This window comes from Parasutterella sp. (genome assembly GCF_057870745.1).
In genome coordinates this window covers 76,294-98,610 of record NZ_DBMALT010000003.1, presented here as the reverse complement: position 1 = coordinate 98,610, position 22,317 = coordinate 76,294, and the positions used below count along the sequence as shown (strand labels likewise).

At 50.2% G+C, this 22,317-nt stretch carries 21 protein-coding genes; 17 read left to right on the top strand and 4 right to left on the bottom strand.

Translation table 11 applies throughout. From position 1 onward, the window contains the following. Positions 1 to 54 precede the first annotated feature (54 nt). Positions 55 to 3,156: an Rne/Rng family ribonuclease gene (locus ACZND6_RS01805; protein WP_489524328.1), complete on the bottom strand. Its 3,102-nt coding sequence runs from the start codon at positions 3,154 to 3,156 to the stop codon at positions 55 to 57. A gap of 636 nt (positions 3,157 to 3,792) precedes the next feature. On the opposite strand from ACZND6_RS01805, the gene ACZND6_RS01800 reads away from it, so the two are divergent. After that, the gene (locus ACZND6_RS01800; protein WP_489524327.1) at positions 3,793 to 4,962 is read left to right on the top strand and encodes an RluA family pseudouridine synthase; all 1,170 of its coding nucleotides are present in this window, start codon (positions 3,793 to 3,795) and stop codon (positions 4,960 to 4,962) included. A 37-nt stretch (positions 4,963 to 4,999) separates the two neighbouring features. Beyond that, the gene (locus tag ACZND6_RS01795; RefSeq protein WP_489524326.1) at positions 5,000 to 5,653 is read left to right on the top strand and encodes an HAD family hydrolase; all 654 of its coding nucleotides are present in this window, start codon (positions 5,000 to 5,002) and stop codon (positions 5,651 to 5,653) included. Here the strand turns inward: ACZND6_RS01795 and ACZND6_RS01790 are convergent. Together ACZND6_RS01790 and ACZND6_RS01785 are read right to left on the bottom strand one after the other, a co-directional pair. Further along, positions 5,631 to 6,362 (bottom strand): SAM-dependent methyltransferase, encoded by a 732-nt coding sequence (locus ACZND6_RS01790; protein ID WP_370748078.1) that lies wholly within the window; start codon positions 6,360 to 6,362, stop codon positions 5,631 to 5,633. The two genes, ACZND6_RS01795 and ACZND6_RS01790, sit on opposite strands and share 23 nt — an antisense overlap. Next, positions 6,362 to 6,958, bottom strand: coding sequence for a Maf family protein (locus tag ACZND6_RS01785; RefSeq protein WP_370748076.1), 597 nt, complete (start codon positions 6,956 to 6,958; stop codon positions 6,362 to 6,364). Before ACZND6_RS01785 ends, ACZND6_RS01790 begins: the two co-directional genes overlap by 1 nt. 80 nt (positions 6,959 to 7,038) lie before the next feature. Here ACZND6_RS01785 and ACZND6_RS01780 point away from each other — a divergent pair, with 80 nt between their 5' ends. From ACZND6_RS01780 to fabF, 7 genes are all read left to right on the top strand, one after another. After that, positions 7,039 to 7,563 carry a YceD family protein gene (locus ACZND6_RS01780; protein ID WP_021868347.1) on the top strand — a complete coding sequence of 175 codons (525 nt, stop codon included), beginning with the start codon at positions 7,039 to 7,041 and terminating at the stop codon, positions 7,561 to 7,563. A 93-nt stretch (positions 7,564 to 7,656) separates the two neighbouring features. After that, positions 7,657 to 7,845, top strand: coding sequence for a 50S ribosomal protein L32 (rpmF, locus tag ACZND6_RS01775; RefSeq protein WP_008810960.1), 189 nt, complete (start codon positions 7,657 to 7,659; stop codon positions 7,843 to 7,845). 208 nt (positions 7,846 to 8,053) lie between these two features. Next, complete coding sequence (locus ACZND6_RS01770; RefSeq protein WP_008863569.1) at positions 8,054 to 9,040, top strand: beta-ketoacyl-ACP synthase III; 987 nt, start codon at positions 8,054 to 8,056, stop codon at positions 9,038 to 9,040. A 17-nt stretch (positions 9,041 to 9,057) separates the two neighbouring features. After that, a complete protein-coding gene (gene fabD, locus ACZND6_RS01765; protein ID WP_293737406.1) occupies positions 9,058 to 10,002 on the top strand; it encodes an ACP S-malonyltransferase in 945 nt (314 codons plus the stop codon). 3 nt (positions 10,003 to 10,005) lie between these two features. Beyond that, positions 10,006 to 10,770 carry a 3-oxoacyl-ACP reductase FabG gene (gene fabG / locus ACZND6_RS01760; RefSeq protein WP_008863571.1) on the top strand — a complete coding sequence of 255 codons (765 nt, stop codon included), beginning with the start codon at positions 10,006 to 10,008 and terminating at the stop codon, positions 10,768 to 10,770. A gap of 110 nt (positions 10,771 to 10,880) precedes the next feature. After that, entirely contained in the window at positions 10,881 to 11,120 is a 240-nt protein-coding gene (acpP, locus tag ACZND6_RS01755) for an acyl carrier protein (protein ID WP_008810964.1), read from the top strand. 24 nt (positions 11,121 to 11,144) lie between these two features. Next, complete coding sequence (gene fabF, locus ACZND6_RS01750; RefSeq protein ID WP_489524325.1) at positions 11,145 to 12,371, top strand: beta-ketoacyl-ACP synthase II; 1,227 nt, start codon at positions 11,145 to 11,147, stop codon at positions 12,369 to 12,371. Between the two features lie 143 nt (positions 12,372 to 12,514). Here the strand turns inward: fabF and ACZND6_RS01745 are convergent, their stop codons facing one another. Next, positions 12,515 to 13,873 (bottom strand): RNA-guided endonuclease InsQ/TnpB family protein, encoded by a 1,359-nt coding sequence (locus ACZND6_RS01745; protein ID WP_293737404.1) that lies wholly within the window; start codon positions 13,871 to 13,873, stop codon positions 12,515 to 12,517. On the opposite strand from ACZND6_RS01745, the gene tnpA reads away from it, so the two are divergent. The 8 genes from tnpA (at position 13,811) to ACZND6_RS01705 (ending at position 22,249) form a co-directional block, all read left to right on the top strand. After that, on the top strand, positions 13,811 to 14,209 hold the full coding sequence (gene tnpA, locus ACZND6_RS01740; RefSeq protein ID WP_363324548.1) for an IS200/IS605 family transposase: 399 nt from the start codon (positions 13,811 to 13,813) through the stop codon (positions 14,207 to 14,209). The two genes, ACZND6_RS01745 and tnpA, sit on opposite strands and share 63 nt — an antisense overlap. Positions 14,210 to 14,720: 511 nt before the next feature. Further along, a complete protein-coding gene (locus tag ACZND6_RS01735) occupies positions 14,721 to 15,755 on the top strand; it encodes an IS110 family RNA-guided transposase (protein ID WP_278385356.1) in 1,035 nt (344 codons plus the stop codon). 471 nt (positions 15,756 to 16,226) lie between these two features. Beyond that, positions 16,227 to 16,502, top strand: coding sequence for a transposase (locus ACZND6_RS01730; protein ID WP_363324214.1), 276 nt, complete (start codon positions 16,227 to 16,229; stop codon positions 16,500 to 16,502). Between the two features lie 136 nt (positions 16,503 to 16,638). Further along, complete coding sequence (gene lepA / locus ACZND6_RS01725; RefSeq protein ID WP_293737402.1) at positions 16,639 to 18,432, top strand: translation elongation factor 4; 1,794 nt, start codon at positions 16,639 to 16,641, stop codon at positions 18,430 to 18,432. 25 nt (positions 18,433 to 18,457) lie between these two features. Beyond that, positions 18,458 to 19,348 carry a signal peptidase I gene (gene lepB / locus ACZND6_RS01720; RefSeq protein ID WP_293737401.1) on the top strand — a complete coding sequence of 297 codons (891 nt, stop codon included), beginning with the start codon at positions 18,458 to 18,460 and terminating at the stop codon, positions 19,346 to 19,348. Positions 19,349 to 19,359: 11 nt separating this feature from the next. After that, entirely contained in the window at positions 19,360 to 20,046 is a 687-nt protein-coding gene (gene rnc, locus ACZND6_RS01715) for a ribonuclease III (RefSeq protein WP_489524324.1), read from the top strand. Between the two features lie 4 nt (positions 20,047 to 20,050). After that, positions 20,051 to 20,962, top strand: a complete 912-nt coding sequence (gene era, locus ACZND6_RS01710; protein ID WP_293737400.1) for a GTPase Era — start codon at positions 20,051 to 20,053, stop codon at positions 20,960 to 20,962. Positions 20,963 to 21,199: 237 nt separating this feature from the next. Next, on the top strand, positions 21,200 to 22,249 hold the full coding sequence (locus ACZND6_RS01705) for a DUF362 domain-containing protein (RefSeq protein WP_293737399.1): 1,050 nt from the start codon (positions 21,200 to 21,202) through the stop codon (positions 22,247 to 22,249). The last annotated feature ends 68 nt before the right edge of the window (positions 22,250 to 22,317 follow it).

The following is a 22,317-nucleotide window of genomic DNA, read 5'->3' as shown; positions in this document are numbered from 1 at the left end:
AAAACCGAACCGGCCGCAAGACCGATTCGGTTTTATTACATCCGATGCGTCGGATTACTCTTTCTTCGTCTGGACGAGTTCAAGCGGAGCAGAGTCTTCCTGGACGACACGTTTGATGCGTTTGCGTCCGAGCTTGGGCTTGGGAGCCTCTTCTCTGACGGGAATGTCTTTTTTCGTGGTTCCGACGAGTTCAAGACCTGCTTTTTCAAGCATCGGTTTCAGATCGACCGGTTTCTCAATGGAAGCGGCTTCTTTCTGAGCTTTGACCGGAGTGGCAGTTTCAACCTGTTTGGTTTCGACAGGTTTGACATCTGCCGGTTTTACGACAGTGTTCTCTGTCACAACGGGTTTAACAACCTCAGTCTGGACGTGCTCAGGTTTCGGAGCTTCCTTCACAGCTTCTGCCTGGGGAGCGGCGGAACTGACGGCCTGAACCTCGGAATCGTGGCTTTCGACTTTGGTTACAAAATCTGCAGCCGGTTTGCGGGGTGCCCTTTCACGTCTCGGACGAGCGTGTTTCGGAGCTTCTTCCGTAAGATGCAGCTTGTCTGCTTCCACACGAGGCAGATGTTCGTCAGCACGGATGGTAGCCGCGTTCACCTGAGGAACGGCGTGTTCACTCATGACAACGTCTTCGATGGCGGCAACGACCGGAGAGACAGGTGCGGGCGGCACAACGGATCTTGAGGCACGCGGTTCTCTGTCGCCTCTGTCCTTGCGCAGACGACGTGCTCTGCGAGTGCGAGGACGCTGTTCTGTGGCGTTGGACTGTGATTCAACGGACGGCACTACACGGACGGCAGTTTCGACGATGATTCCTTCGACGGCATCTGCCGGAGCTTTCTTTTCTTCAGCCTGGACAGCCGGAGTTTCGGCAGCGACAGGCGCCGGAGTGGGAGCCGGTACGGGTTTTTCAACCTGCGGCTGAACCTGGACGGCTTCGACGGGCGCCGGAACGTTCTGTTTTTCAACAGGTTTTACTGCTTCTTCAACAGCTGCCGGAGCCTGAACGGGCTTGGCACTTCTTTTATCCTGTAAAGCGCCGTTTTCCTTCAAAGCCTTGCGAGTACGTTCGATTCTTTCAGGCTTTTCTGTCTTTTCGACAGCGGCCGGACGAACGGCAGGAACATTCTTGGCTTTTTCAACCGTCTCTTTCTGGCGTCTGTCTTCAGTCTTGGTCGGTTTTACCTGACGCGGCTGTTTGGGCGCGCGCTCAACTTTTTCCTGTTTAGCGACAGGCGTACGTGTCTTACGCTGATCGTCTCTTTCCTGACGACGATTCTTACGCTCGCCGCGCTCTTTTCTGACGGAAGATTTGTCGCCGCGGCTGGATTTGTTCTTGGCTTCTTCTTTCTCTTCAGCTTCAGAATTTCCGGTGAAGAAAGCAAGAATCTTCTGGAAGAAGCTCTTTTCTTTCTTGGCAGGTTCTTTGGAAGGTTTGGCAGGCTCAACGTGCTTCGGAGCGTCTTCTCTGACGGGCAGGCCTTTGATGACAGGGATCTGACGAGGCTTAGTAGAAGGCGCGACGTTCTGAGCTCTGGAGTAAGGAGCTTCGGGCTCAGGAGCAAGCTCTTCCACGCGCTTGTAGCTCGGAGCACCTTCTGTCAGCAGCTGATCTTCGGTGCGAAGGCGTTCGATCTGATAGTGCGGTGTTTCGAGCGTCTTGTTCGGGATCAGGATGACTTCAATGTGGTGACGATGTTCGATCTTGGCGATGTCGTCGCGTTTTTCGTTCAGCAGGTACGTTGCAACATCGACCGGAACCTGGGCCTGAAGAGCAGTGGTACCGTCTTTGAGCGCTTCTTCCTGGAGAATACGAAGCACTTGAATCGCACTGGATTCGGTGTCACGAATAGCGCCGATACCGTTGCAGCGCGGGCAGGTGATGTGGCTGCCTTCGTACAGAGACGGACGAAGTCTCTGGCGGGAGAGTTCCAACAAGCCGAAGCGGGAAATCTTGGCGATCTGGACGCGGGCTCTGTCGTGACGAATAGCTTCTTTGATGCGCTGTTCGATAGCACGCTGATGGGCCGGATCTTCCATATCGATGAAGTCGATGACGATCAAGCCGCCGAGGTCACGCAGACGCATCTGACGCGCAACTTCTTCAGCAGCTTCTTCATTGGTGTGGAAGGCAGTGGCTTCGATGTCTCCGCCGGCGGTGGCGCGGGCGGAGTTAACGTCGATGGCAACCAGGGCTTCAGTGTGGTCGATCACAATCGAGCCGCCCGAGGGGAGGGGAACGGTTCTGGAGTAGGCCGTTTCGATCTGATTTTCGATCTGGAAGCGGGAGAACAGGGGCACATCGTCCGTGTAGCGCTTGACACGGTTGATCATGTCAGGCATGACGTGGCCCATGAACTGCTTAGCCTGTTCGTAGATGTCGTCGGTGTCAACGAGAATTTCAGCGATGTCCGGCTGGAAGTAGTCGCGGATCGCGCGAATCACGAGATTGCTTTCTTCAACGATCAGGAAGGGGGCCGGATTCACGCGTTCGTATTTCTGGCCGAGAGGACCGACGGGAGCGGTGACGAAGTTGCCTTCGGTGTCTTCATACTGCGGTGTGGCAGCTTCAACAATGGCCTGCCAGAGCTGGAGAAGGTAATCAAAGTCCCATTTGAGTTCTTCGACCGTACGGCCGATACCAGCGGTACGAGCGATGAGGCTCATGCCTTTCGGTGTCGGGAGCTTGGACATGTTTTCACGAAGCTCTTCGCGTTCTTCGCCTTCGATACGACGGCTGACACCGCCTCCGCGAGGATTGTTCGGCATAAGGACGAGGTAGCGACCGGCCAAGGAAATGAAAGTGGTCAGTGCCGCACCCTTGTTGCCGCGTTCTTCTTTTTCAACCTGAACGATGAGCTCGGTTCCTTCGGAGAGTGCTTCTTTGATGGTCGCAGTGCGAACATCAACACCTTCTTTGAAGTAAGAGCGGGAAATTTCTTTAAAAGGGAGAAAACCGTGGCGTTCTTCGCCGTAATCGACGAAACATGCTTCCAAAGACGGTTCAATACGGGTGATTACGCCTTTGTAGATATTGGACTTTCTCTGCTGACGTTCGGAAGACTCGATATCAATATCAATGAGCTTCTGACCTTCAACAATAGCGACACGCAGCTCCTCAGCATGCGTGGCGTTAAATAACATGCGCTTCATCAAGCACTCCTCAGTCACTGACGCGGACCATAGGCGTGCCGTAGAGAAAAGATATCAAACAGGTTCCGGAACAAGTGGAACGGGCAAAGGGATCTCCCTGAGTGAATCGCGGAAATTGTCCGCAGGAGGCTTTATAAAATCGAGAGAGGAGACCGCAGTGCAGGCACAATTATCCCTTCCCGTTAGGCAGGAATAGGCAGGCCGATCGAAACAGCGGAGGTAAGCCACTCTCTTTTTTCCAATACTTTTGCTGCACGAGTGCAGCATGTGTTCCAAAATTTGTGCGCGCATCAACCGGATGCTGCGCCCCTTGTTAATAAAAATTCTTTACAGCAAATGACCCGAAGGCCATTGGCGAGCTGCGACGATTCGAAAATCGGAGCACCGCCTATCATTCATTACAAAATCTCCTGCCGGCATCGTTGCGAAAAACGATGTTTAGCGTGTTCCGTTCATCATCGGTCAGCTCAAGCGGAGAGACCCTAGAATCGGTACGCATCGCATTCCGTTTGTCGTCAAAAGATTACAATCGGCGGAGGTCATTGAGAACAGTTGAACCGACAGATTTCAGACGCGCAAACCTGCGGCGCCGAGTTGTTCTGACGGTCAAACCTCTCGCACAGGATTTTAGAACAAATGATGAAATCTCGCCAAAATAATGAGCGAACAGACCCAAAAAAGGGTCGTACTTCTGCGAAAAGCCGCACCCGCAGCGGAAAAGATTTGTTAGCAGACTTAAACATTTCCGCGTCGACCGGAAAGGTCACTCAGCGCCCAAAGCCAAAGACTGCTTTACCAAGGGTGAAGACATCGGCACAAGAACCGAAAGAAAGAAAAGCCGCCGAGCCGAAGGTTATCTTCAAGAAGGTTGACGAAAGCAATGACGGTCAAAGACTGGATAACTTTCTGCTTTCACAGCTTAAAGGCGTGCCGAAATCTTTGATCTACCGCGTAGTGCGTTCCGGCGAGGTCCGAGTCAATAAAGGACGAGCTCATGTCGACACTCGTCTGCAGAGCGGAGACGAAGTTCGTATTCCGCCGATCCGCTATACCGAAAAAGAATCCGAACATTCGGCACCTCCCTTGAAGCTCTCGGAAATGCCGCCGATTCTTTTTGAAGATCAAAACATCATGGTTGTGGACAAACCGGCCGGTATGGCAAGCCATGGCGGCAGCGGCATCTCTTACGGTCTGATCGAACGAATGAGAGCGAGCCGCCCGGAACTTCCGTTCCTAGAACTCGTCCATCGCTTGGACAGAGGGACTTCCGGCGTATTGGTGCTGGCTAAAACTCGGAAAGCTTTGGTGCGACTCCATGAAATGATCCGCGAAGGAGAGATGCACAAGACCTACCAGGCATTGGTTAAAGGGGATTGGCAGAACGATCGTCAGCACGCGAAGTTTCCGCTTTTTAAGTACGTCACGCCCTCGGGAGAGCGTCGTGTGCGCGTTGATCCGGAAAACGGGCTTTCGAGCCACTCTATATTTAGATTGAAAGAACGTTTCGGACCGGTTTCTTTAGTTGAAGTCGATCTTCTCACCGGCCGTACCCATCAGATTAGGGTGCATGCAGCAGAGTTAGGCTTCCCGCTGGTCGGAGACGAGAAGTATGGCGATTTCGCATTTAATGATGAAGTTGCCCACGGTTCGCTGGGTGTGCCGTTCAAACGGATGTTCCTGCACTCAGGCAAGATTCGTTTTCATCATCCGATTACAGGAGAGGAACTCGAGATTGAAGCTCCGCTTCCTAAAGATTGTGTAGAGCTCATTGAGGTTTTAGAGCAAAGAAAGGCTCAGAATAAATAGCTCAGTCCTCAAACCTACTAAATCAGGAAAAAGAAGAATGCACGCTCTGAAGATGGCCGTTTTTGACTTTGACGGCACCTTAGTTGATTCAGTTCCTGCGATTGCCCGCGGCATCCAGTTGGCAAATGAAGAAATCGGGATTGCGCCTGTCAGTTATGAGACGGCAAAGAGTATTATCGGGTTAGGCTTCAAGGACATCATTCCGATCGTGGCGCCGGATCTTCCTGAAAGCGAGTACGGTCGTTACAAAGACATTTACGTGCGCTATTTTCTTCAGAGCGATCCTTCTCTGAAGTTATTTCCGGGCGTTTTGGAACTTCTGTGTGAACTTCAAGACGCCGGCATCAAAACCGCGATTGCAACCGGTAAAAGCCGCAAGGGCCTCTCAAGAATCGTTAATCGGATGAATGTGTGGGATTATTTTGATGATTCCATCACAGCCGATGAAGCGCTCCCAAAACCCGACCCTCTAATGCTGAATACTCTGCTTGAAAGAAACGGGCTCACAATGGACGAGATTGTGATGATCGGCGACACTGAGCACGATATTAAGCTAGGCAAAGCGGCCGGAGTCCGCACGATTGCTGTGACGTGGGGTGCGGCGCCGATAGAGCGTCTGGAGGCTTACGGGCCCGACGCTATTGTCAGCACCATGGCTGAGCTCAAGACTAAGCTCGACGAGTTCGCTTAGCACCGAGAATTCCGAAGACAGTCGGAAGCTTAGGGAGCGACAAATCTTGTTTTTTCCAATCCGCTGCGGAGAACGTGCGAATGCGCTCTTCCGGCCCGGAGATGTCTGTGGCCGCGAGAATAAGCGTCGTAGGCGCGCAGTTTTTAACAAGATCGGCGAGCATGCCGCTGTTGCGGTAGGGTGTTTCGATGAAGAGCTGAGTTTCTCCTTCCGAAGAAGCGCTCTTTCTTTCAAGATCTTTAATTGCATTGGTGCGGGCAGGCTCTTTAATCGGAAGGTAGCCGCAGAAACGGAAATGCTGTCCGTCCATACCGGAAGCCATTAAAGCTAAAAGAATAGAAGACGGTCCGACGAGCGGTACGACGCGGATACCAAGCTTATGAGCTTCCGCAGCGATTTGTGCGCCTGGATCCGCGACGCCCGGACATCCGGCTTCGCTCACAATGCCGATATCGTTTCCTTCCAATGCAGGCTTGAGCCAGCCTCGTACCTTTGCAGAATCCGGACGATGCCCGATTTCTTCAATAGAAAGCGAGGCTATAGGCGATGGGTGGCCGCAGAATTTCAGGAAAGCTCTTGCCGACTTGGCGTTCTCAGCTAAAAAGAACTTGAGTTCACGAGCCGTTTGAATCGTGTGTTCGGGCAGTGTGTCGTTCAGTACCCCATCGGCGATAGGGACCGGCAGCATGAAGAGCTTTCCTTTATTCATCAGTTAAGCTCCGGAAGAACGTGAATGCCGGCCTGAGCAAGCATAGTCGTCAATTCAATCAGCGGCAGTCCGATGATGGCGGTCGGATCGTCGGATTTGCACTCGGCGACTAAGGCGATACCAAGTTTTTCAATTTTGGCTGATCCGGCGCAATTGAAAGGCTTCTCGCGTTCAAGGTACTCACGAATGCCTTCCGGAGGCAGATTGCGCATACGGATAAATGTCGGGACGACCGTGCTCTGCAGATTTCCTTTGGCGTCAATGACGGTCATGGCAGAATGGAATGTAACGGTCTGACCGGACATCTTGGAGAGCTGCTTGAAGGCGTTTTCGAAATTGCCGGGTTTTCCGACCGGACGACCGTTTAATTCCAAGACCTGATCACAGCCGATGACCACGCAGTGCGGATGCTGGGCGGCAACTGCCTGAGCTTTCAGTACGGAAAGGCGCAGTGAGAGATCCTTCGGGCTTTCTCCTTTGAGCGGCGTTTCATCGACGTCGGGAGAGCAGGTAGTGAAAGGGATCTGGAGACGCTCTAAAAGCTCGCGTCGGAAAGGAGAACTTGAACCTAAAATTAATGCGGCTTTGTTGTCCATAATTGGGTCGTTCCTAAAAGCACTCAAACTTGAAAGAGACTATTCTAGTTCAGTGCTTATCGCAGAAAGAGAGAAATTCAATGTCCGCATACCTAAAACAAACCGACTATGTGAATGCTTATGACCTGGCCAGAGATAAGAAAGTCATCGAAGGGCAGGCAAAATTGTCGGATCTTCCGCGCTTAAAAGACATGATTCTTCCGACCGAAGGAACCGTGACATACCGAATCTGCGGAATGACGGCTAAAAAGGGATGGCCCGGCGCCGTCATGGAACTCGCGACCGTTGTTCCTTTGGTTTGCAATCGCTGCACGAAACCGATGGATTTCAAGATTGAGAGAGAAGTTGCTTTCCGCTTCGCTAAGAGCGAAGAAGAAGCCGATTCGATTCCGATCGACGAAGATGATGACACCGAAGTCATCGTCGGCAGCGACAAGCTCAATATTGCCGACTGGATTGAAGAAGAACTGATTCTTTCTCTTCCCTTGGTTCCGGCTCACGAAGAAGGCTGTCAGACCGACGGACCTGAAGAGTCAAAAGACGAAGTTCAGAAGCCGAATCCTTTTGCAAAACTCAAAGATCTCAAAGGTTTGCGTAAGGTCTAAGGTTAGTGTAGAATGCCTGATTTTCCAGGAGCGGAAGCGTAACTGTTGCCCGCTCGATTTTGAAAGTTAGATTTTAATTTACGTGGGGTTACCATGGCTGTTCAGCAAAATAAGAAATCGACCAACAAGCGCGGCAATCACCGTGCTCACGATTTTCTGACGAACCCGCCTCTGGCTGTCGAACCGACAACCGGCGAAGTTCACCGTCGTCATCACATTTCTGCCACCGGTTTTTACCGTGGTAAGAAAGTCATCGCTACTAAGGCTGACGACCAGGAATAAGTCTTCACTGACCCGGATCGCTCTCATCTGAGACCCACGACGGACGGTGCGGCGATCGAGTCTAAAGACATTCTGCAGAGCTCTCTTCGGAGAGCTTTTTGTTTTTCTGCGGAAAATTTGTATTTGTGTGTAATACGGGTTTTCTGCTTGTATTCGCAAGTCCTAATTAAAGTAATCTGTCGCTCATAGTTATTTAGAGGATTTCCCAGTGTCGGAAAATTGTTTTTCTCGTATCGCCTCCACCGGAAGTTTTCTTCCGAAGAGAGCGGTAAGCAATGAAGAGTTGGCTCAGGATTTAGCCAAAATCGGTGTCGAGACGAGCGACGAATGGATCCGTACCCGCACGGGCATCGAACAGCGCTATCTTGCTTCCGGTGAAGAGTCCACCACTTATTTGGCCTCCGAGGCTGCAAAACAGGCCTTGGAAGCAGGTGGTTTTTCTCCTGACGAAATTGATCTGATTATTGTCGCGACGACCACTCCGGATTCCGTTTTCCCGAGCACGGCTTGCCAAGTTCAGGCGATTCTCGGTGCGTCGGGCGCCGGTGCCTTTGATATTCAGGCCGTTTGTTCCGGTTTTGCCTATGCACTTTCGATTGCTGACTCAATGATTCGTGCTGGTTCTGCCAAGCGCGTCTTGGTGATCGGTGCAGAGACTCTGTCTCGTGTTTTGGATTGGAAAGACAGAACAACTTGTGTTTTGTTCGGCGACGGCGCCGGAGCTGTGGTTCTGGAAAAATCCGATGAGCCCGGTATTTTGGCTTCTGAACTGAAGGCAGACGGCACGCGCGGAGTGCATGTACTGGCCGCAGACAGTCATATCGACGGCGGTAAAGTCGTCGGTGATCCGTTCATCCGCATGGACGGCCGCTTGGTCTTTAAGGCTGCGGTAGAAAAAATGACGGAAAGCGCTCGCAATGTACTGACCAAAGCCAACTTGGCTACGAACGACGTGGATCTTTATATTCCTCATCAGGCCAACTTGCGCATCATGAATATGGTTCGCGAAAAACTCGGTATTGATGAGGAACACCTGATGATTTCCGTCAATCAGCACGGAAACACATCTGCTGCCAGCGTTCCGCTTGCTTTGGATAAAGCACACAGATCCGGAAGACTGAAACGCGGGGATCTCGTTCTGCTGCAGGGAGTCGGAGGAGGTTTTACCTGGGCCTCCGTATTGCTCAAGTTCTAATTGTCAATAAAAGAAAAATGCAAGATAAAAAAATCGCCTTTGTATTTCCCGGTCAGGGAAGCCAGGCTGTCGGAATGCTCTCAACCTTAGCCGACGAGCCGATTGTTCGCGAAACACTCAAGGAAGCCGATGAGGCTTTAGGTTTTGCTTTGTCCAAGTTGATTGCTGAAGGTCCGGCTGAAGAGCTTAGCCTGACGGTCAATACTCAGCCAGCCTTGGTTTGCGCTTCGATTGCTATGTATCGTTTTTATCTCCAGGAAGGCGGTCGCAAGCCGGATCTGCTCGCCGGCCACAGCCTCGGTGAATACTCTGCTTTGGTTGCTGCCGGTGCGCTCGACTTTACGGATGCTCTGCAGCTGGTTCGCTATCGCGCAGAACAAATGCAGGCCGCGGTTCCCGTCGGTGAAGGTACGATGGCTGCGATCCTCGGTTTATCCGACGACCAAGTGAAGACCGTCTGCCTTGAATGCGCTACAAATGGCGTTGTCGAAGCCGTTAACTTCAATACTCCGGGGCAGGTCGTGATTGCCGGTACCGTTGCAGCTGTTCAGGAAGCCATGGAAAAGAGTTTGGCTGCCGGTGCTAAGCGCGCTATCAAACTGAATGTTTCCGGTCCGTTCCATTCTTCTTTGATGAAACCGGCTGCGCTTGCCATGGAAGAAAAGCTGAAAACCGTTGACCTTCAGAAACCTTTCCTGCCGGTCTTACATAACGTTGACGTCCAAATCCACGAAGAACCCGACGCCATTCGCGACGTTCTGGCGGCTCAGGTTGCCTCTCCGGTTCTGTGGGCCGATACAGTTCATAAGATGGAAGAGGCCGGCGTCATGGAAATTTATGAAGTCGGTCCCGGAGCAGCTTTGTCCGGAATGGTCAAGCGCATCACCAAAGGAATTACTGCTAAAGCATTAAACAGCCGTGCAGCCTTAGAAGAAGCTGCTGCGGCAAACCAGGAGAAATGATTCATGACTCAGTCCGTTTTTACAGCTGACGCACTCGCCGGCGAAATCGTATTAGTCACCGGCGCCAGTCGCGGTATCGGAGCAGCCATTCTGGACGTCTGCGTTAAAGCCGGTGCCACAGTGATCGGCACGGCAACAAGTGACTCCGGCGCTGCAAAGATTTCCGCTCGTATCCAGGAACTCGGCGGCAAAGGCGAAGGCCGCGTTTTAAATATTGCTGCCCGCGAAGGTACCGACGCTTTCATGAAAGCGCTCGAAGCCGACTTCGGTTCCGTTACCGTGTTAGTGAACAACGCCGGCATCACTCGCGATACGCTTTCCATGCGTATGAAAGATTCTCAGTGGGATGAAGTGATCGAAACGAATCTCACAGGCGGATTCCGTCTTTCCCGCGCCTGCCTCAAAGGCATGATGAAAGCCCGTCACGGTCGCATCATTAACATAGCCTCCATCGTTGGCATGATGGGCAATGCCGGCCAGGCGAACTACGCTGCCGCCAAGGCCGGTACGATCGCTATGAGCAAATCCATCGCCAGAGAAATCGGTTCCCGCGGTGTTACCGTCAACTGCGTTGCGCCCGGATTTATCGCAACCGATATGACCGACGCGCTGAACGATGCGCAGAAGCAAGCTCTTCTTGCACAGATTCCGCTCGGACGCTTAGGTTCTGCAGATGATGTTGCCGAAGCCGTGGTGTTCCTGGCTTCCAGCGCAGCTGCCTATATCACCGGTCAGGTCATTGAAGTTAACGGCGGCATGAGGATGTAACAACGGCTATTTTCGGCCGTTCACGTTACTGCGGCTCTGATAAAATGCCAAAATTAGGCCCGAGATGGGGCTATGAATAATTTTTTTCACTCTAGAAAAGAGGTTTTTAAATGGACAATATTGAACAACAGGTTAAGAAGGTCGTCGCTGAACAGCTCAGCATCAATGAAGCCGATATCAAGAATGAAAGCGCTTTCATCTCCGACCTCGGTGCAGACTCTCTTGACACCGTTGAATTGGTCATGGCTCTTGAAGACACGTTCGGCATCGAAATTCCTGACGACCAGCAGGAAAAGATCCAGACCGTTCAGGACGCTATCGATTTCATCGAAGCTCACAAGAAGGCTTAATTAAAGGCCGAACGGAGCTCCTGAATGCGTCGTGTGGTTGTTACCGGATTGGGCATGGTTAGCCCAATCGGCAACACGGTCGAAGAAAGTTGGAATAACGCCCTTGCCGGCAAGTCCGGCATCGGCGTTATTACGCAATTTGATGCATCCTCTTTCGGCAGCCGTATTGCCGGTGAAGTTAAAAATTTTGAAGTCGAAAAATATCTCCCGGCAAAAGAAGCTCGGCGTTTCGACCGTTTTATTCAATTAGGTATTGCTGCAGCTGTCCAGGCACTGGATGACAGCGGCCTGACTTTTGAAGGCGAGGAAGCTGAGAGAGCGGGCTGTGCCATCGGCAGCGGAATCGGCGGCTTGCCGATTATCTGCCAGAACTATCAGTCGTATATGGAAAGAGGCGAACGACGCATCTCTCCGTTCCTGATTCCCGGCGCGATTGCCAACATGGTTTCAGGGCAGCTCTCCATTATGCGCAATCTTCAGGGACCGTCCGTGGCTTATTCCACAGCCTGCACAACCGGCTTGCACAGCATCGGTGAAGCTGCGTGGATGATTCGCCGCGGAGATGCGGACGTCATGGTTGCCGGCGGTGCGGAAAGCACGGTCTGCCCGTTGGGTATCGGCGGCTTTGACAATATGCATGCTCTTTCCCGCAGAAACGATGATCCGACAACGGCATCCCGTCCGTTCGATAAAGACCGCGACGGTTTTGTGCTGGGCGAAGGATCCGGTGTTCTGATTCTTGAAGACTACGAACACGCCAAAAAGCGCGGTGCCAAGATTTATGCCGAAATCGTCGGCTACGGTCTTTCTGCCGATGCGCATCACATTACAACACCGAGTGCCGAGGGCCCCATGCGCTGCATGAAGAACGCGATGCGCCAGGCCGGCCTGAACCCGTCGGATATCCAGTATCTGAATGCCCACGGAACCAGCACATCTGTCGGTGACGTTAATGAAACCAATGCCATCAAACTGGCTTTCGGTGACGATGCGAAGAAGCTCGTGGTCAACTCCACCAAGTCTATGACCGGTCACCTCTTGGGGGGCGCCGGCGGGATCGAATCCGTTTTTACAGTTCTGGCACTGAAGAATCAAGTTTCTCCTCCCACGATCAATATTTTCAATCAGGATCCGGAATGCGATCTGGATTACTGCGCCAATGTTGCTCGTGAGATGCCGATGCGCTATGCCATGAAGAATTCCTTTGGCTTCGGCGGAACAAACGGATCTCTGATTTTCGGACAGATCTAAGCAAACGATTCGCTTTGGGAAAAGGATCGCTTCGGCGGTCTTTTTCTTTTTGCGTGACCTCGAAGCTACGCAAAACGGCAATAATTCGTAGATAACTTTGCGTCAGGAGGCCGTTTAAAGTTAGCTAAAATATCCCATATGAACTACCGCGCACTTACGTGCGCGGTTTCATGGGAGCGAGCTCCCATTTTTAGCAACTGACGAACACCTACACATTCATGCAGGTTTCGGACAACTGCGGGCGTGTCCACAAAGACGCCCCCATCGAGTTCGAGCAGCTTTTTGAGCCACTCATCCCCGAGTTCTTTTCGGCCGATATTTGCTGCGCCGTTGATATCGGCATTGAGCAAATGTCTTTTTGATGACTGATAGAGGCCGCGTTTGATCCTCTTCCCAGAGAAGGAAATCGCTGGTTTTCTTTCCTTTGGATCGAAGTCAGGAATTTCATCGAAGTCCATTGCACTGGCCCTAGAGGTGTAACTCTCCTCTCGCACTGTCACTTGGATGCCATATTCTTCAGCCTTGTACCGAACCATCTCAATAAACTTAGCATGCGGCAGCATTACGAAATTCTGATTGTTGCGTTTGCCAAGGTTGACTCTCTGTTTCCAGTTCCTGTTTGTTCCGATGACTATACGACCCAAATCATGCGCAAGACAGAAGTTGACAGCCAGGCGACTGGCCTTGTGCATCAAGTCTTGGAGCTGCCAATAACGCTTGACTCCTTTTATTTGGATGTGCTCATAGTGTTTTTTGCTTTTCAGTTCGGCGACTTGTTTGTTGTACCGCTGATTGATGCTCTTAAGTATTTTGCCCTTGACCAAAAACGGTCTTACTCCGGGTTTGGTCGAAACGAAAGTTGCAAAATTATCAATGCCTAAATCACAGCACAAAGCTTCATTCGGATTCAAAGAAATGCTTTTTGGATTGTTACACTCCTCCTTATCGACATGATAAGCCAGCTCTACAACGAATGTATTTCCCATCGGAATAATTCTCAGGTCACCCGTAACTGCTTCCTCCGCTTTGGCGTTGAACTCCTGATGTTCGCAGCAAACTACACGTATAGGAGAAAAACCAATATCTTTTCCTCCCGTGATCGTCAGTCGGTAATCGCGGATTTGATAGCCGTTGCGGCCGACATAGAATGTCCGATATTTTCTCTTATAACCCGGTAAGCGAGGCTTTCCTTGAAACTTCTCAGGATGCTTCGAGTATTCAACAGCCGCCTTGGCAAAGCCTTTGAACTGTTTGGCTATGACTTGTCCTTGTCTTTGCGCGGAGGCAGCCGACGGCATAGCTCGATAGTCACTGCCGTATCGATGCCTGAGTTCCGTATCAAGTTCTTTGCGTGTCAATACAGACGCCTTTTCAAAGACTCGATGTCTAAGTAGATAGACTGCGCAGTTGCCGAGCTTGCGCGACAATGAACAAAGCTTATGGCAGGCTTGCCAGTTAGCATTGTTTTTACGAATAACGTGTCGCTCGACTTTTTGAATCATATGCAGTTATCTTCCGGTTCTCATTGTGTTTTCAATCTCAAAGCTCAGTTGATCTTCGTAGTAGCTTACAGACGAAAAGTTATTTCATCAATGATCGAAAGGCTCAAAGAAATTTTTTCGGAAGTGTGCCGGCGTGATCGAGTCAGGCTTTTGGAATGTTCCGGGGAGGAAGATCACGTTCATCTATTGATCTCTTACCCTCCAACGATTTGTCTATCAAATTTAGTGCGTAAACTAAAAACAACGATAATGTTCCCGTGCCTTTACGACAAACCAGTGAGGATGAAGAAAATCAAAAGCTCACACGCTTGGAAATTAAAGCTTAATCCGCAATAAAACATCTTGGTTACGGCATTGCTCTTTAACAATTTCCAAATAACCGCGATTGTAAATTCTTAACGCATGAGTCTGTAAGACGGTTAAGGCTTCGGATGCCTTAACCGTCCTACTCACAGCGTATTCATCTTCAGGAGTCAAGAACTTTCGCGACATAAGGCTGTAACCTCGCTTCGTTCCGTTACAGCCTATTTCACGGTTTCTTGACTCATTCAAGAGCCTGAGTTAAAAGCAAAGAGGCTTTTTTGTTTTTCATTAACGTAGTTAGACGAAATGCATAAATCGGTGCAGCCAACCGTATTCAAAAGCTGTCAGTAATAAATTCTCTTTTGAGTGCTTTAAAGAGCGAACCGGCACTAGAGGAAATGAATAGGAAGGGGTTGCTAAGGTGGGCTTAGGAGTGGCGAAGTGAGGAACTCCTGAGGTACAACCTCTGCGGCGTCAATCCTCGCGGATGCGACCATATATGCTTTTTCGACGAGCAATCGAAAGATATTAAAAGGAGCTCCTCATGGACAATCATACACAATACTCGGGTTTTGCGGGCGTGGATTTAGCTAAAAAAATCATGCAGATTCACTTTGTCACTGAAGACGGAGAAATAACCGACAGACAGGTCAAAAGAGCAGAGTTCCTCGATTTCTTCAGAAACAGGAGTAAATGCCTTATCGGGATGGAAGCCTGCGGTGCTTCTCAGGATTGGGCCAGAAAGCTTGAGGCTATGGGACATGAAGTGCACTTAATGTCGCCCAAGGCCGTCAAACCATTTGTCTCGGGTCAGAAGAATGACCACAACGATGCAATCGGAATTTATAAGGCAATGTTCAACGGAGTCAGACGTGTCCCAGTAAAGTCAACAGAAATTCGCGACTTGCAAACACTCAGAAGAATCCGCTCTCAAGTAGCGAAGGATAGGATCAAGGAAATCAATCATGTCCGAGGTCTTCTAGCCGAGTATGGCATTGTGATGGGAAGGTCTGTAGCTGCGTTTAACAAAGGCATTTCTTCTGCCCTGGTTAACTTGAAGGAAAGAGGAGGTGTTTCTCCCTTAGTTGCAGAAGAACTCCGGACAACAGTTGAATCTATTAAGACAAAGACAGAAAGACAAAAAAGATTAGATCGAGAAATCGAACAATTGGCTCGAGGCTGTAAAAACTATGAGAATTTTCTCAAAACTCCCGGAGTCGGTCCATTCACGGCAGCAATGCTCTGCGTATTACTTTGTGACCCGGACATTTTTGCAAATGGCCGCCAATTTGCTGCCTACATCGGACTAGCGCCAAGAAGCCGAGGCTCAGGGGGAAAAAATGTTGTTATCGGCATACCCTCGAAATTCAATTGCGACAGCGAATCCAGGGCCGTATTTGTTGAGTGTGCTCAGGCGTTAACGCGATATAAGAATAAGTCACCCTGGATAGAAGGTATTTTGAGAAGAAAACCTAAGAAAGTCGCTGTGATAGCAATTGCGAACAAGCTTGCTCGACAAGTTTGGGCAATGGCAAACAAAGGCGAAAGCTTTAAGCAAATGACAATCCTAACGGCCTAGAGCAGAACGAATAAGAACAGAACATGAGTTAAGTCAATAGACAGATGTAAAACCGGTTACGCCGGCCTCAGAAAGGCCTGAAAAAACGACAAGCACCAAAGATGCTGAGAGTCAAAATAGGATCTGAGGTTGGTTACTCATCATGGCTGCTGCCGATGGAACCTCCTACGCAGGATAGAAGCCGAATAAGAAAACCATAATAACTTTGATTTTTTAATGTAACTGACGCCAATCATCTGTGAAAATTAGGCTTGTTGGACTCACAATTTAAGCTATGACAGCCGGTCCCGGAGGATCTTCTGTGCTTGAAAATTTTGTCGGCAAGGGTGGCAATTTATTTAAGTTAAGCAAACCGTAATGGTCAAGAAATATCTTTAACTATTTATTGGATAAGAATTATTTTAGTCCAGTGCCTTTGAAAGAATCTTGATCCGTAATTCTTCGAACGGCTTTTAAAAGTCGAATTAGAATGTGGAACTTTTATTTAAACAAATAAATACCCTTGGCCAGTTGACACACGGGAACATAAGGATATCCTCTCTGAAAATTCGTCAAGAATTCTTCAATCAGATTCGAAGGATGCTTTGGGGCAAACGTTTTTGGACAAAAAGTTACTTTTTAATCTCTGTCAGAAACGGCGCCACAACTGCTATTATCAAGAGATACATAAAAATCAACGGCCGAATTGACATTCGGCCGTCCGCTATCCATCCCCGCGCTTACGCACGGGGAATTCCGCGGAATTAGTTAAAAACTAAGTTATTGGTGCATTTGACTATTTCTGTGAGCGACTTCGGGTTTTGACTGCGATCACTCTCACAAAAATATCAGTGCTTTTTGTTTTTCGTTTTGACACCAAAACGTTTGATGTCAAAGGATTGCTATGAAGCAGATCAGAAACTTTTCCATCATCGCGCATATCGATCATGGAAAATCCACCCTCGCCGATCGTTTAATTCAACGCTGCGGCGGTCTTTCCGAGCGCGAAATGGAGTCCCAGGTTCTGGACTCTATGGATCTGGAAAAGGAAAGAGGCATTACGATCAAAGCCCAGACAGCAACGCTGAACTATAAGGCTAAAGACGGTCAGACCTATCTATTAAATTTGATTGATACCCCGGGACACGTCGACTTCAGCTATGAAGTCAGCCGTTCCTTGTCCGCCTGCGAAGGCGCGCTTCTCGTAGTGGACGCAACACAGGGCGTTGAGGCCCAGACCGTGGCTAACTGCTACACCGCGATTGAACTCGGTGTAGAAGTTCTTCCGGTTCTCAACAAGATGGACTTGCAGAGCGCGAACCCGGATGAGGCTAAAGAAGAAATCGAAGATGTGATCGGTCTGGATGCAACAGACGCCATTGAAGCGTCCGCAAAAACCGGCATGGGTATCGATGAGATTCTCGAGCGTGTGGTTGAGCGGATTCCGGCACCTCAGGGCGATCCTGCCGCTCCGCTGCAGGCGCTGATTATTGACTCTTGGTTTGATAATTACGTCGGCGTTGTCATGCTGGTTCGTGTTGTCAACGGTACGATCAAACCTAAAGACAAGATTCGTTTAATGGCTACCGGCGCCAACCATTTGGTTGAGCAGGTCGGTGTGTTCACACCGAAGTCTCAGACCAAATCCGAGCTCTCTGCCGGACAGGTAGGTTTTGTGGTTGCCGGTATTAAAGAGCTGAAACACGCTCGTGTGGGCGACACTGTTACCAATGCCGCCAAACCCGCTGAAGAAGCACTTCCCGGTTTTAAAGAAGCGAAGAGCCAGGTGTTTGCCGGTCTCTATCCGGTGGAATCCAACCAGTACGATGCACTTCGCGATGCTTTAACTAAACTACAGCTCAACGATGCTGCGCTGCACTTCGAACCGGAAGTTTCTCAGGCCTTGGGCTTCGGCTTCCGTGCCGGCTTCCTCGGCTTACTGCACATGGACATTGTGCAGGAGCGACTCGAGCGCGAATACAACATGGATTTGATCACGACCGCTCCGAGCGTCGTGTATGAAGTTCTTCTCCGCAACGGCGAAGTCATTCACGTAGAAAATCCGTCCAAGCTGCCGCCGGTTGACAAGATCGCTGAAATTCGTGAGCCGATTGACTCCGTGACGATCTTCGTGCCCGATGAGTACGTCGGTGCTGTTATGACACTGTGCAATCAGAAGCGCGGTGTCCAGCTCGACTTGGCCTATCACGGCCGTCAGGTTCACCTGCACTATGACCTGCCGCTTGCTGAAATCGTGCTTGACTTCTTCGACAAGCTGAAATCCTTAACACGCGGCTACGCTTCTATGGACTATGAGTTCAAAGAGTATCGTGCCGCCGACGTGGTCAAGATCGACATTCTTATTAACGGCGATAAAGTCGACGCTTTGTCCTCGATCGTTCACCGTGCCAATTCAGTAGCACGCGGCCGCGAAATCGTGACCAAGATGCGCAGCATCATTCCGCGTCAGATGTACGACGTGGCCATTCAGGCGGCGATCGGCGTGAATGTGATTGCACGAGAAAACGTCAAAGCGCTTCGTAAGAACGTTTTGGCGAAGTGCTACGGCGGCGACATTACGCGTAAACGCAAACTTCTGGAAAAACAGAAGGCCGGTAAGAAACGTATGAAACAGGTCGGTACTGTGGAGATCCCGCAGGAAGCCTTCCTTGCCATCCTTCAGCAAGACGATAAATAACAACCCCTCAATCGGATGATTTGAAATGACTTTTTCTTTAATCCTTTTTCTCTTGACCGTCTTCACGGGCGTTCTTTGGGTATTGGATGTTTTTATTTGGGCTCCGAAACGCCGTGCCGTCGCCCAGGACGAACTGACTGAGTTTGACCGCGATAATGCCGAATCCCTGCGCAGAGGGGAGCAGACGGTCGTTGCCGCAAGAAATGCGATTGTTCAGGCCTCGACAGACCGTCCGAAATGGCTGGAATACACGGCCGGTTTCTTCCCGGTGATTTTCTTCATCTTTATCCTGCGTTCCTTCCTCTTTGAGCCGTTCCGTATTCCGAGCGGCTCGATGATGCCGACGCTGGAAACCGGCGACATGATTCTGGTGAACAAGTATCAGTACGGTCTGAGACTGCCGGTGCTCAACACCAAGATTCTTCCGATCGGTGAACCCGAACGCGGAGACGTGGTTGTGTTCCGTTATCCGCCCAACGAAAACATCGATTACATCAAGCGCGTGATCGGTTTACCGGGCGATAAGATCGAATACATCAACAAGAAGCTTTCTATTAACGGCAAACCCGTTCCTATCGGCGAAATCGGTGAGTACTACGATGAAGCTAAGATGCAGTCGTTAGAAGAGTTCCTCGAAAAACTCGATAAGACCGAGCACCATCTGCTTCTCAATCCGAGAGCACCCTCCAGTGTTTATCCGCTCTCGAGCCACACTGACCCGAAAGCCTGCGACTACGTTCCCGGCGGTCTGGTCTGCACGGTGCCTAAAGACAAGTACTTTGTCATGGGCGACAACCGCGACAACTCCGAGGACAGCCGTTACTGGGGCTTTGTACCTGAAAAGAATTTAGTCGGCCGAGCCTTTATGGTTTGGATGAACGTCTCGAAACCGAGCCGCATCGGTTTCTTCAATTAAAAGGATCTCCCATGCTTCCTTTAACAGTCTTAGAAGAAAGAATCGGTTATACGTTCAAGAACAAAGAGCTTCTGCGCCGCGCCATGACGCACCGTTCTTTCAGTGCGGAACACAACGAACGTCTGGAATTTTTAGGCGACTCGGTCCTGAATTGCGTGATCGGGAACGCTTTGTTTTTAAAAGATAAACATTTTGATGAGGGGTCTTTATCCCGTGTCAGAAGCAATCTTGTCAGGCAGTCTGCCTTAGCAGAAATTGCCGAGCGAATCGGCATCTCCGATTTCTTCAAGGTCGGTGCTGGTGAAAAACACACCGGCGGAAATCATCGTCCGTCAACTATTGCCGACGCAGTTGAGGCCATTTTTGGGGCGGTTTTCACCGACGGCGGCTTTGAAGAGGCGCAAACTGTGATTATTCGCTTGTATGAGCCGATGCTCAGCCAGCTGACACCCACTACGCTCGGTAAGGACGCCAAGACGAATCTGCAGGAGGTGCTCCAAAGGATGCACTTCGGATTGCCTCTTTATGACATCGTCGAGATCAGAGGTGCGCCTCATGATCAGGAATTTGAAGTTCGGGTCGATATCCCCGACCTCGGAATCTCACTGACGGGCGTGGGCAAATCTCGCCGTCAGGCAGAACAGGATGCAGCTCAGAAAGCTCTGGATAGCGAAGCCATTAGAAATTTGAAAGGCTAAGTTTATGAGTGAAAATAAAGAGACTGAAAAATCTGAAGACTTCCGCAGCGGTTATGTTGCAGTGATTGGCCGTCCGAACGTCGGCAAGAGCACGCTGATCAACGCGCTGGTCGGGGAAAAGGTCAGTATTACCAGCAAGAAACCCCAGACGACTCGTGATCGGATCATGGGCGTTTTGACCACTGATAATGCTCAGTACCTGTTCGTCGATACACCGGGATTTCAGACGAAGCATTCATCCGAACTTCTGGCTCGTATGAATCAGTCCGTCCGCTCGAGTTTGTCCGATGTTGATGCTGTCGTCATGGTGATTGAAGCCACCGGCTGGCGTCCTGAAGATCAGGTTGTCCTGAACCTTCTGAGCAAAGACGCCAAGAACGTGATTTTGGCGATCAACAAGACAGACGAAGTTAAAGAAAGTCAGGCCATGCTTCCTTTGATCAAGGAATCCATGGAGAAGTTCCCGTTTGCCGATGTGGTTCCGGTCAGCGCCGAAAAGACCCGTCAGCTGGACGTTCTGCTTGACGTGATTCGTAAGTATCTGCCTGAAGGCGACAAGCTTTACGAAGATGACATCTACACCGATAAATCTCCGCGCTTCTTAGCGGCTGAGATTATTCGTGAAAAAGCCTTCCGTTTGTTGGGTGACGAACTGCCGTACGGTATTGCCGTCATGATCGATAAATGGGAGGAAACCGATGATCAGGCAAGAATCTTCGCAACCCTTTTAGTCAACCGCGAAAGCCATAAAGGCATTGTGATCGGTGAGAAGGGCGCCAAACTGCGTGAAATCTCACGCCTGGCTCGTGAAGACATCTCCAAGATGCTCGGCAAGAACGTTTACCTCGAAGTTTGGGTACGTGTTCGTAAAGGCTGGGGCGATGACGCTCAAGTGCTGAAATCCTTAGGCTATTAATAGCCGGTCAGTAATTACTGACGGAACAAAATCTCGGTCGATCGAAAGGTCCTCCGAGATTTTTTATTGGCCGGCCGGATCGCCTCATGAATGAGCAGTTCAAAAGTAATTATCTACGGTTAACTGCTTCAATTTTCTTATAAATATCCATAAAAAATCGGTATTAATTGGCAAAAGGATTTTTATAAAAAGCCAATAAAATTTAAGTATCGGCTTAGATAAGAAGGAGAAACTCGTATGGAAAAGTCTCGTATCTCTAGAAGAGGAATGCTCAAAGGTGCGGCTGCTGCCGTATTGGCTTTGGACGGTTCTGTGTCCGCTGTTTCTTCGGCCGCTGCTGTCGAACAACTTCCTTTAGTTCAAAAGACACCCGTTATCGGCTCTAAGAATGTCACGGGACAAAAGGTTGAAGGCTCTGTAGCGAAGGTTTATTTTTCTCCCGTTATTGATGCTGCCTCATTGATCAAGCTTTACAACTTGGTCAACGAAGAAATCTACGGAAAAGTAGCGATCAAGCTGCATACCGGCGAACCACACGGACCGAATATTCTCCCGCGCGACATGGTTCAGGCTCTGCAAAAGACGATTCCTAACAGCACGATTGTTGAAACGAACACGCTTTACGGCGGCGGAAGAGAAAACACTGCCGACCATAGAAAGACCCTTGAAATTAACGGCTGGACATTCTGCCCTGTCGATATCATGGATGAGCACGGTGATGTCAATCTGCCGGTTCGTGACGGATTCCATCTCAAAGAAGTCGCGATGGGCAAAGGCCTCGTCGATTACGACTCTATGTTGGTGTTGACTCACTTTAAAGGTCACGCCATGGGCGGCTTCGGCGGCTCGATGAAGAACATCGCCATCGGCTGCGCTTCCGGTCAAGTCGGCAAACGTCAAGTGCATGGGGCCAGTATGACCGGGGCACCTAACTTCGGAGCTATGCCGGTAAAAGACACGTTCATGGAGTTGATGGCTGATTCTGCTCAGGCAGTGATCAATCACTTCGGCAAACACATTACCTTCATCAATGTTCTGAGAAACATGAGTGTTGACTGCGACTGTGCAGGTACCAGCGCTCAGAAACCGACGATGAAGAACATCGGCATCTTGGCGTCTAACGACCTGTTGGCTATTGATCAGGCCTCCTGCGACCTAGTCTTTGCGGCACCTGACGGAAAAGACGTCATTGAAAGAATCCAAAGTCGCCACGGTCTTCGTCAGCTCTCTGCCATGGCAGAAAAGAATATGGGCAATCCGCAGTACGAACTGATTGTTGTCAAATAGTAATTCGTTCTTCAACGAGAATCCCGAACAGCTCAGCGCCGCTCGGGATTTTTTAGAGCATGTTTATC

Bases quoted from the DNA above. Each gene is read 5' to 3' on its own strand.
- ACZND6_RS01805 (WP_489524328.1), bottom strand. From the start codon at position 3,156: ATGAAGCGCATGTTATTTAACGCCACGCATGCTGAGGAGCTGCGTGTC.
- ACZND6_RS01800 (WP_489524327.1), top strand. From the start codon at position 3,793: ATGATGAAATCTCGCCAAAATAATGAGCGAACAGACCCAAAAAAGGGT.
- ACZND6_RS01795 (WP_489524326.1), top strand. From the start codon at position 5,000: ATGCACGCTCTGAAGATGGCCGTTTTTGACTTTGACGGCACCTTAGTT.
- ACZND6_RS01790 (WP_370748078.1), bottom strand. From the start codon at position 6,362: ATGAATAAAGGAAAGCTCTTCATGCTGCCGGTCCCTATCGCCGATGGG.
- ACZND6_RS01785 (WP_370748076.1), bottom strand. From the start codon at position 6,958: ATGGACAACAAAGCCGCATTAATTTTAGGTTCAAGTTCTCCTTTCCGA.
- ACZND6_RS01780 (WP_021868347.1), top strand. From the start codon at position 7,039: ATGTCCGCATACCTAAAACAAACCGACTATGTGAATGCTTATGACCTG.
- rpmF (WP_008810960.1), top strand. From the start codon at position 7,657: ATGGCTGTTCAGCAAAATAAGAAATCGACCAACAAGCGCGGCAATCAC.
- fabD (WP_293737406.1), top strand. From the start codon at position 9,058: ATGCAAGATAAAAAAATCGCCTTTGTATTTCCCGGTCAGGGAAGCCAG.
- fabG (WP_008863571.1), top strand. From the start codon at position 10,006: ATGACTCAGTCCGTTTTTACAGCTGACGCACTCGCCGGCGAAATCGTA.
- acpP (WP_008810964.1), top strand. From the start codon at position 10,881: ATGGACAATATTGAACAACAGGTTAAGAAGGTCGTCGCTGAACAGCTC.
- fabF (WP_489524325.1), top strand. From the start codon at position 11,145: ATGCGTCGTGTGGTTGTTACCGGATTGGGCATGGTTAGCCCAATCGGC.
- tnpA (WP_363324548.1), top strand. From the start codon at position 13,811: ATGGCAGGCTTGCCAGTTAGCATTGTTTTTACGAATAACGTGTCGCTC.
- ACZND6_RS01745 (WP_293737404.1), bottom strand. From the start codon at position 13,873: ATGATTCAAAAAGTCGAGCGACACGTTATTCGTAAAAACAATGCTAAC.
- ACZND6_RS01735 (WP_278385356.1), top strand. From the start codon at position 14,721: ATGGACAATCATACACAATACTCGGGTTTTGCGGGCGTGGATTTAGCT.
- lepA (WP_293737402.1), top strand. From the start codon at position 16,639: ATGAAGCAGATCAGAAACTTTTCCATCATCGCGCATATCGATCATGGA.
- lepB (WP_293737401.1), top strand. From the start codon at position 18,458: ATGACTTTTTCTTTAATCCTTTTTCTCTTGACCGTCTTCACGGGCGTT.
- rnc (WP_489524324.1), top strand. From the start codon at position 19,360: ATGCTTCCTTTAACAGTCTTAGAAGAAAGAATCGGTTATACGTTCAAG.
- era (WP_293737400.1), top strand. From the start codon at position 20,051: ATGAGTGAAAATAAAGAGACTGAAAAATCTGAAGACTTCCGCAGCGGT.
- ACZND6_RS01705 (WP_293737399.1), top strand. From the start codon at position 21,200: ATGGAAAAGTCTCGTATCTCTAGAAGAGGAATGCTCAAAGGTGCGGCT.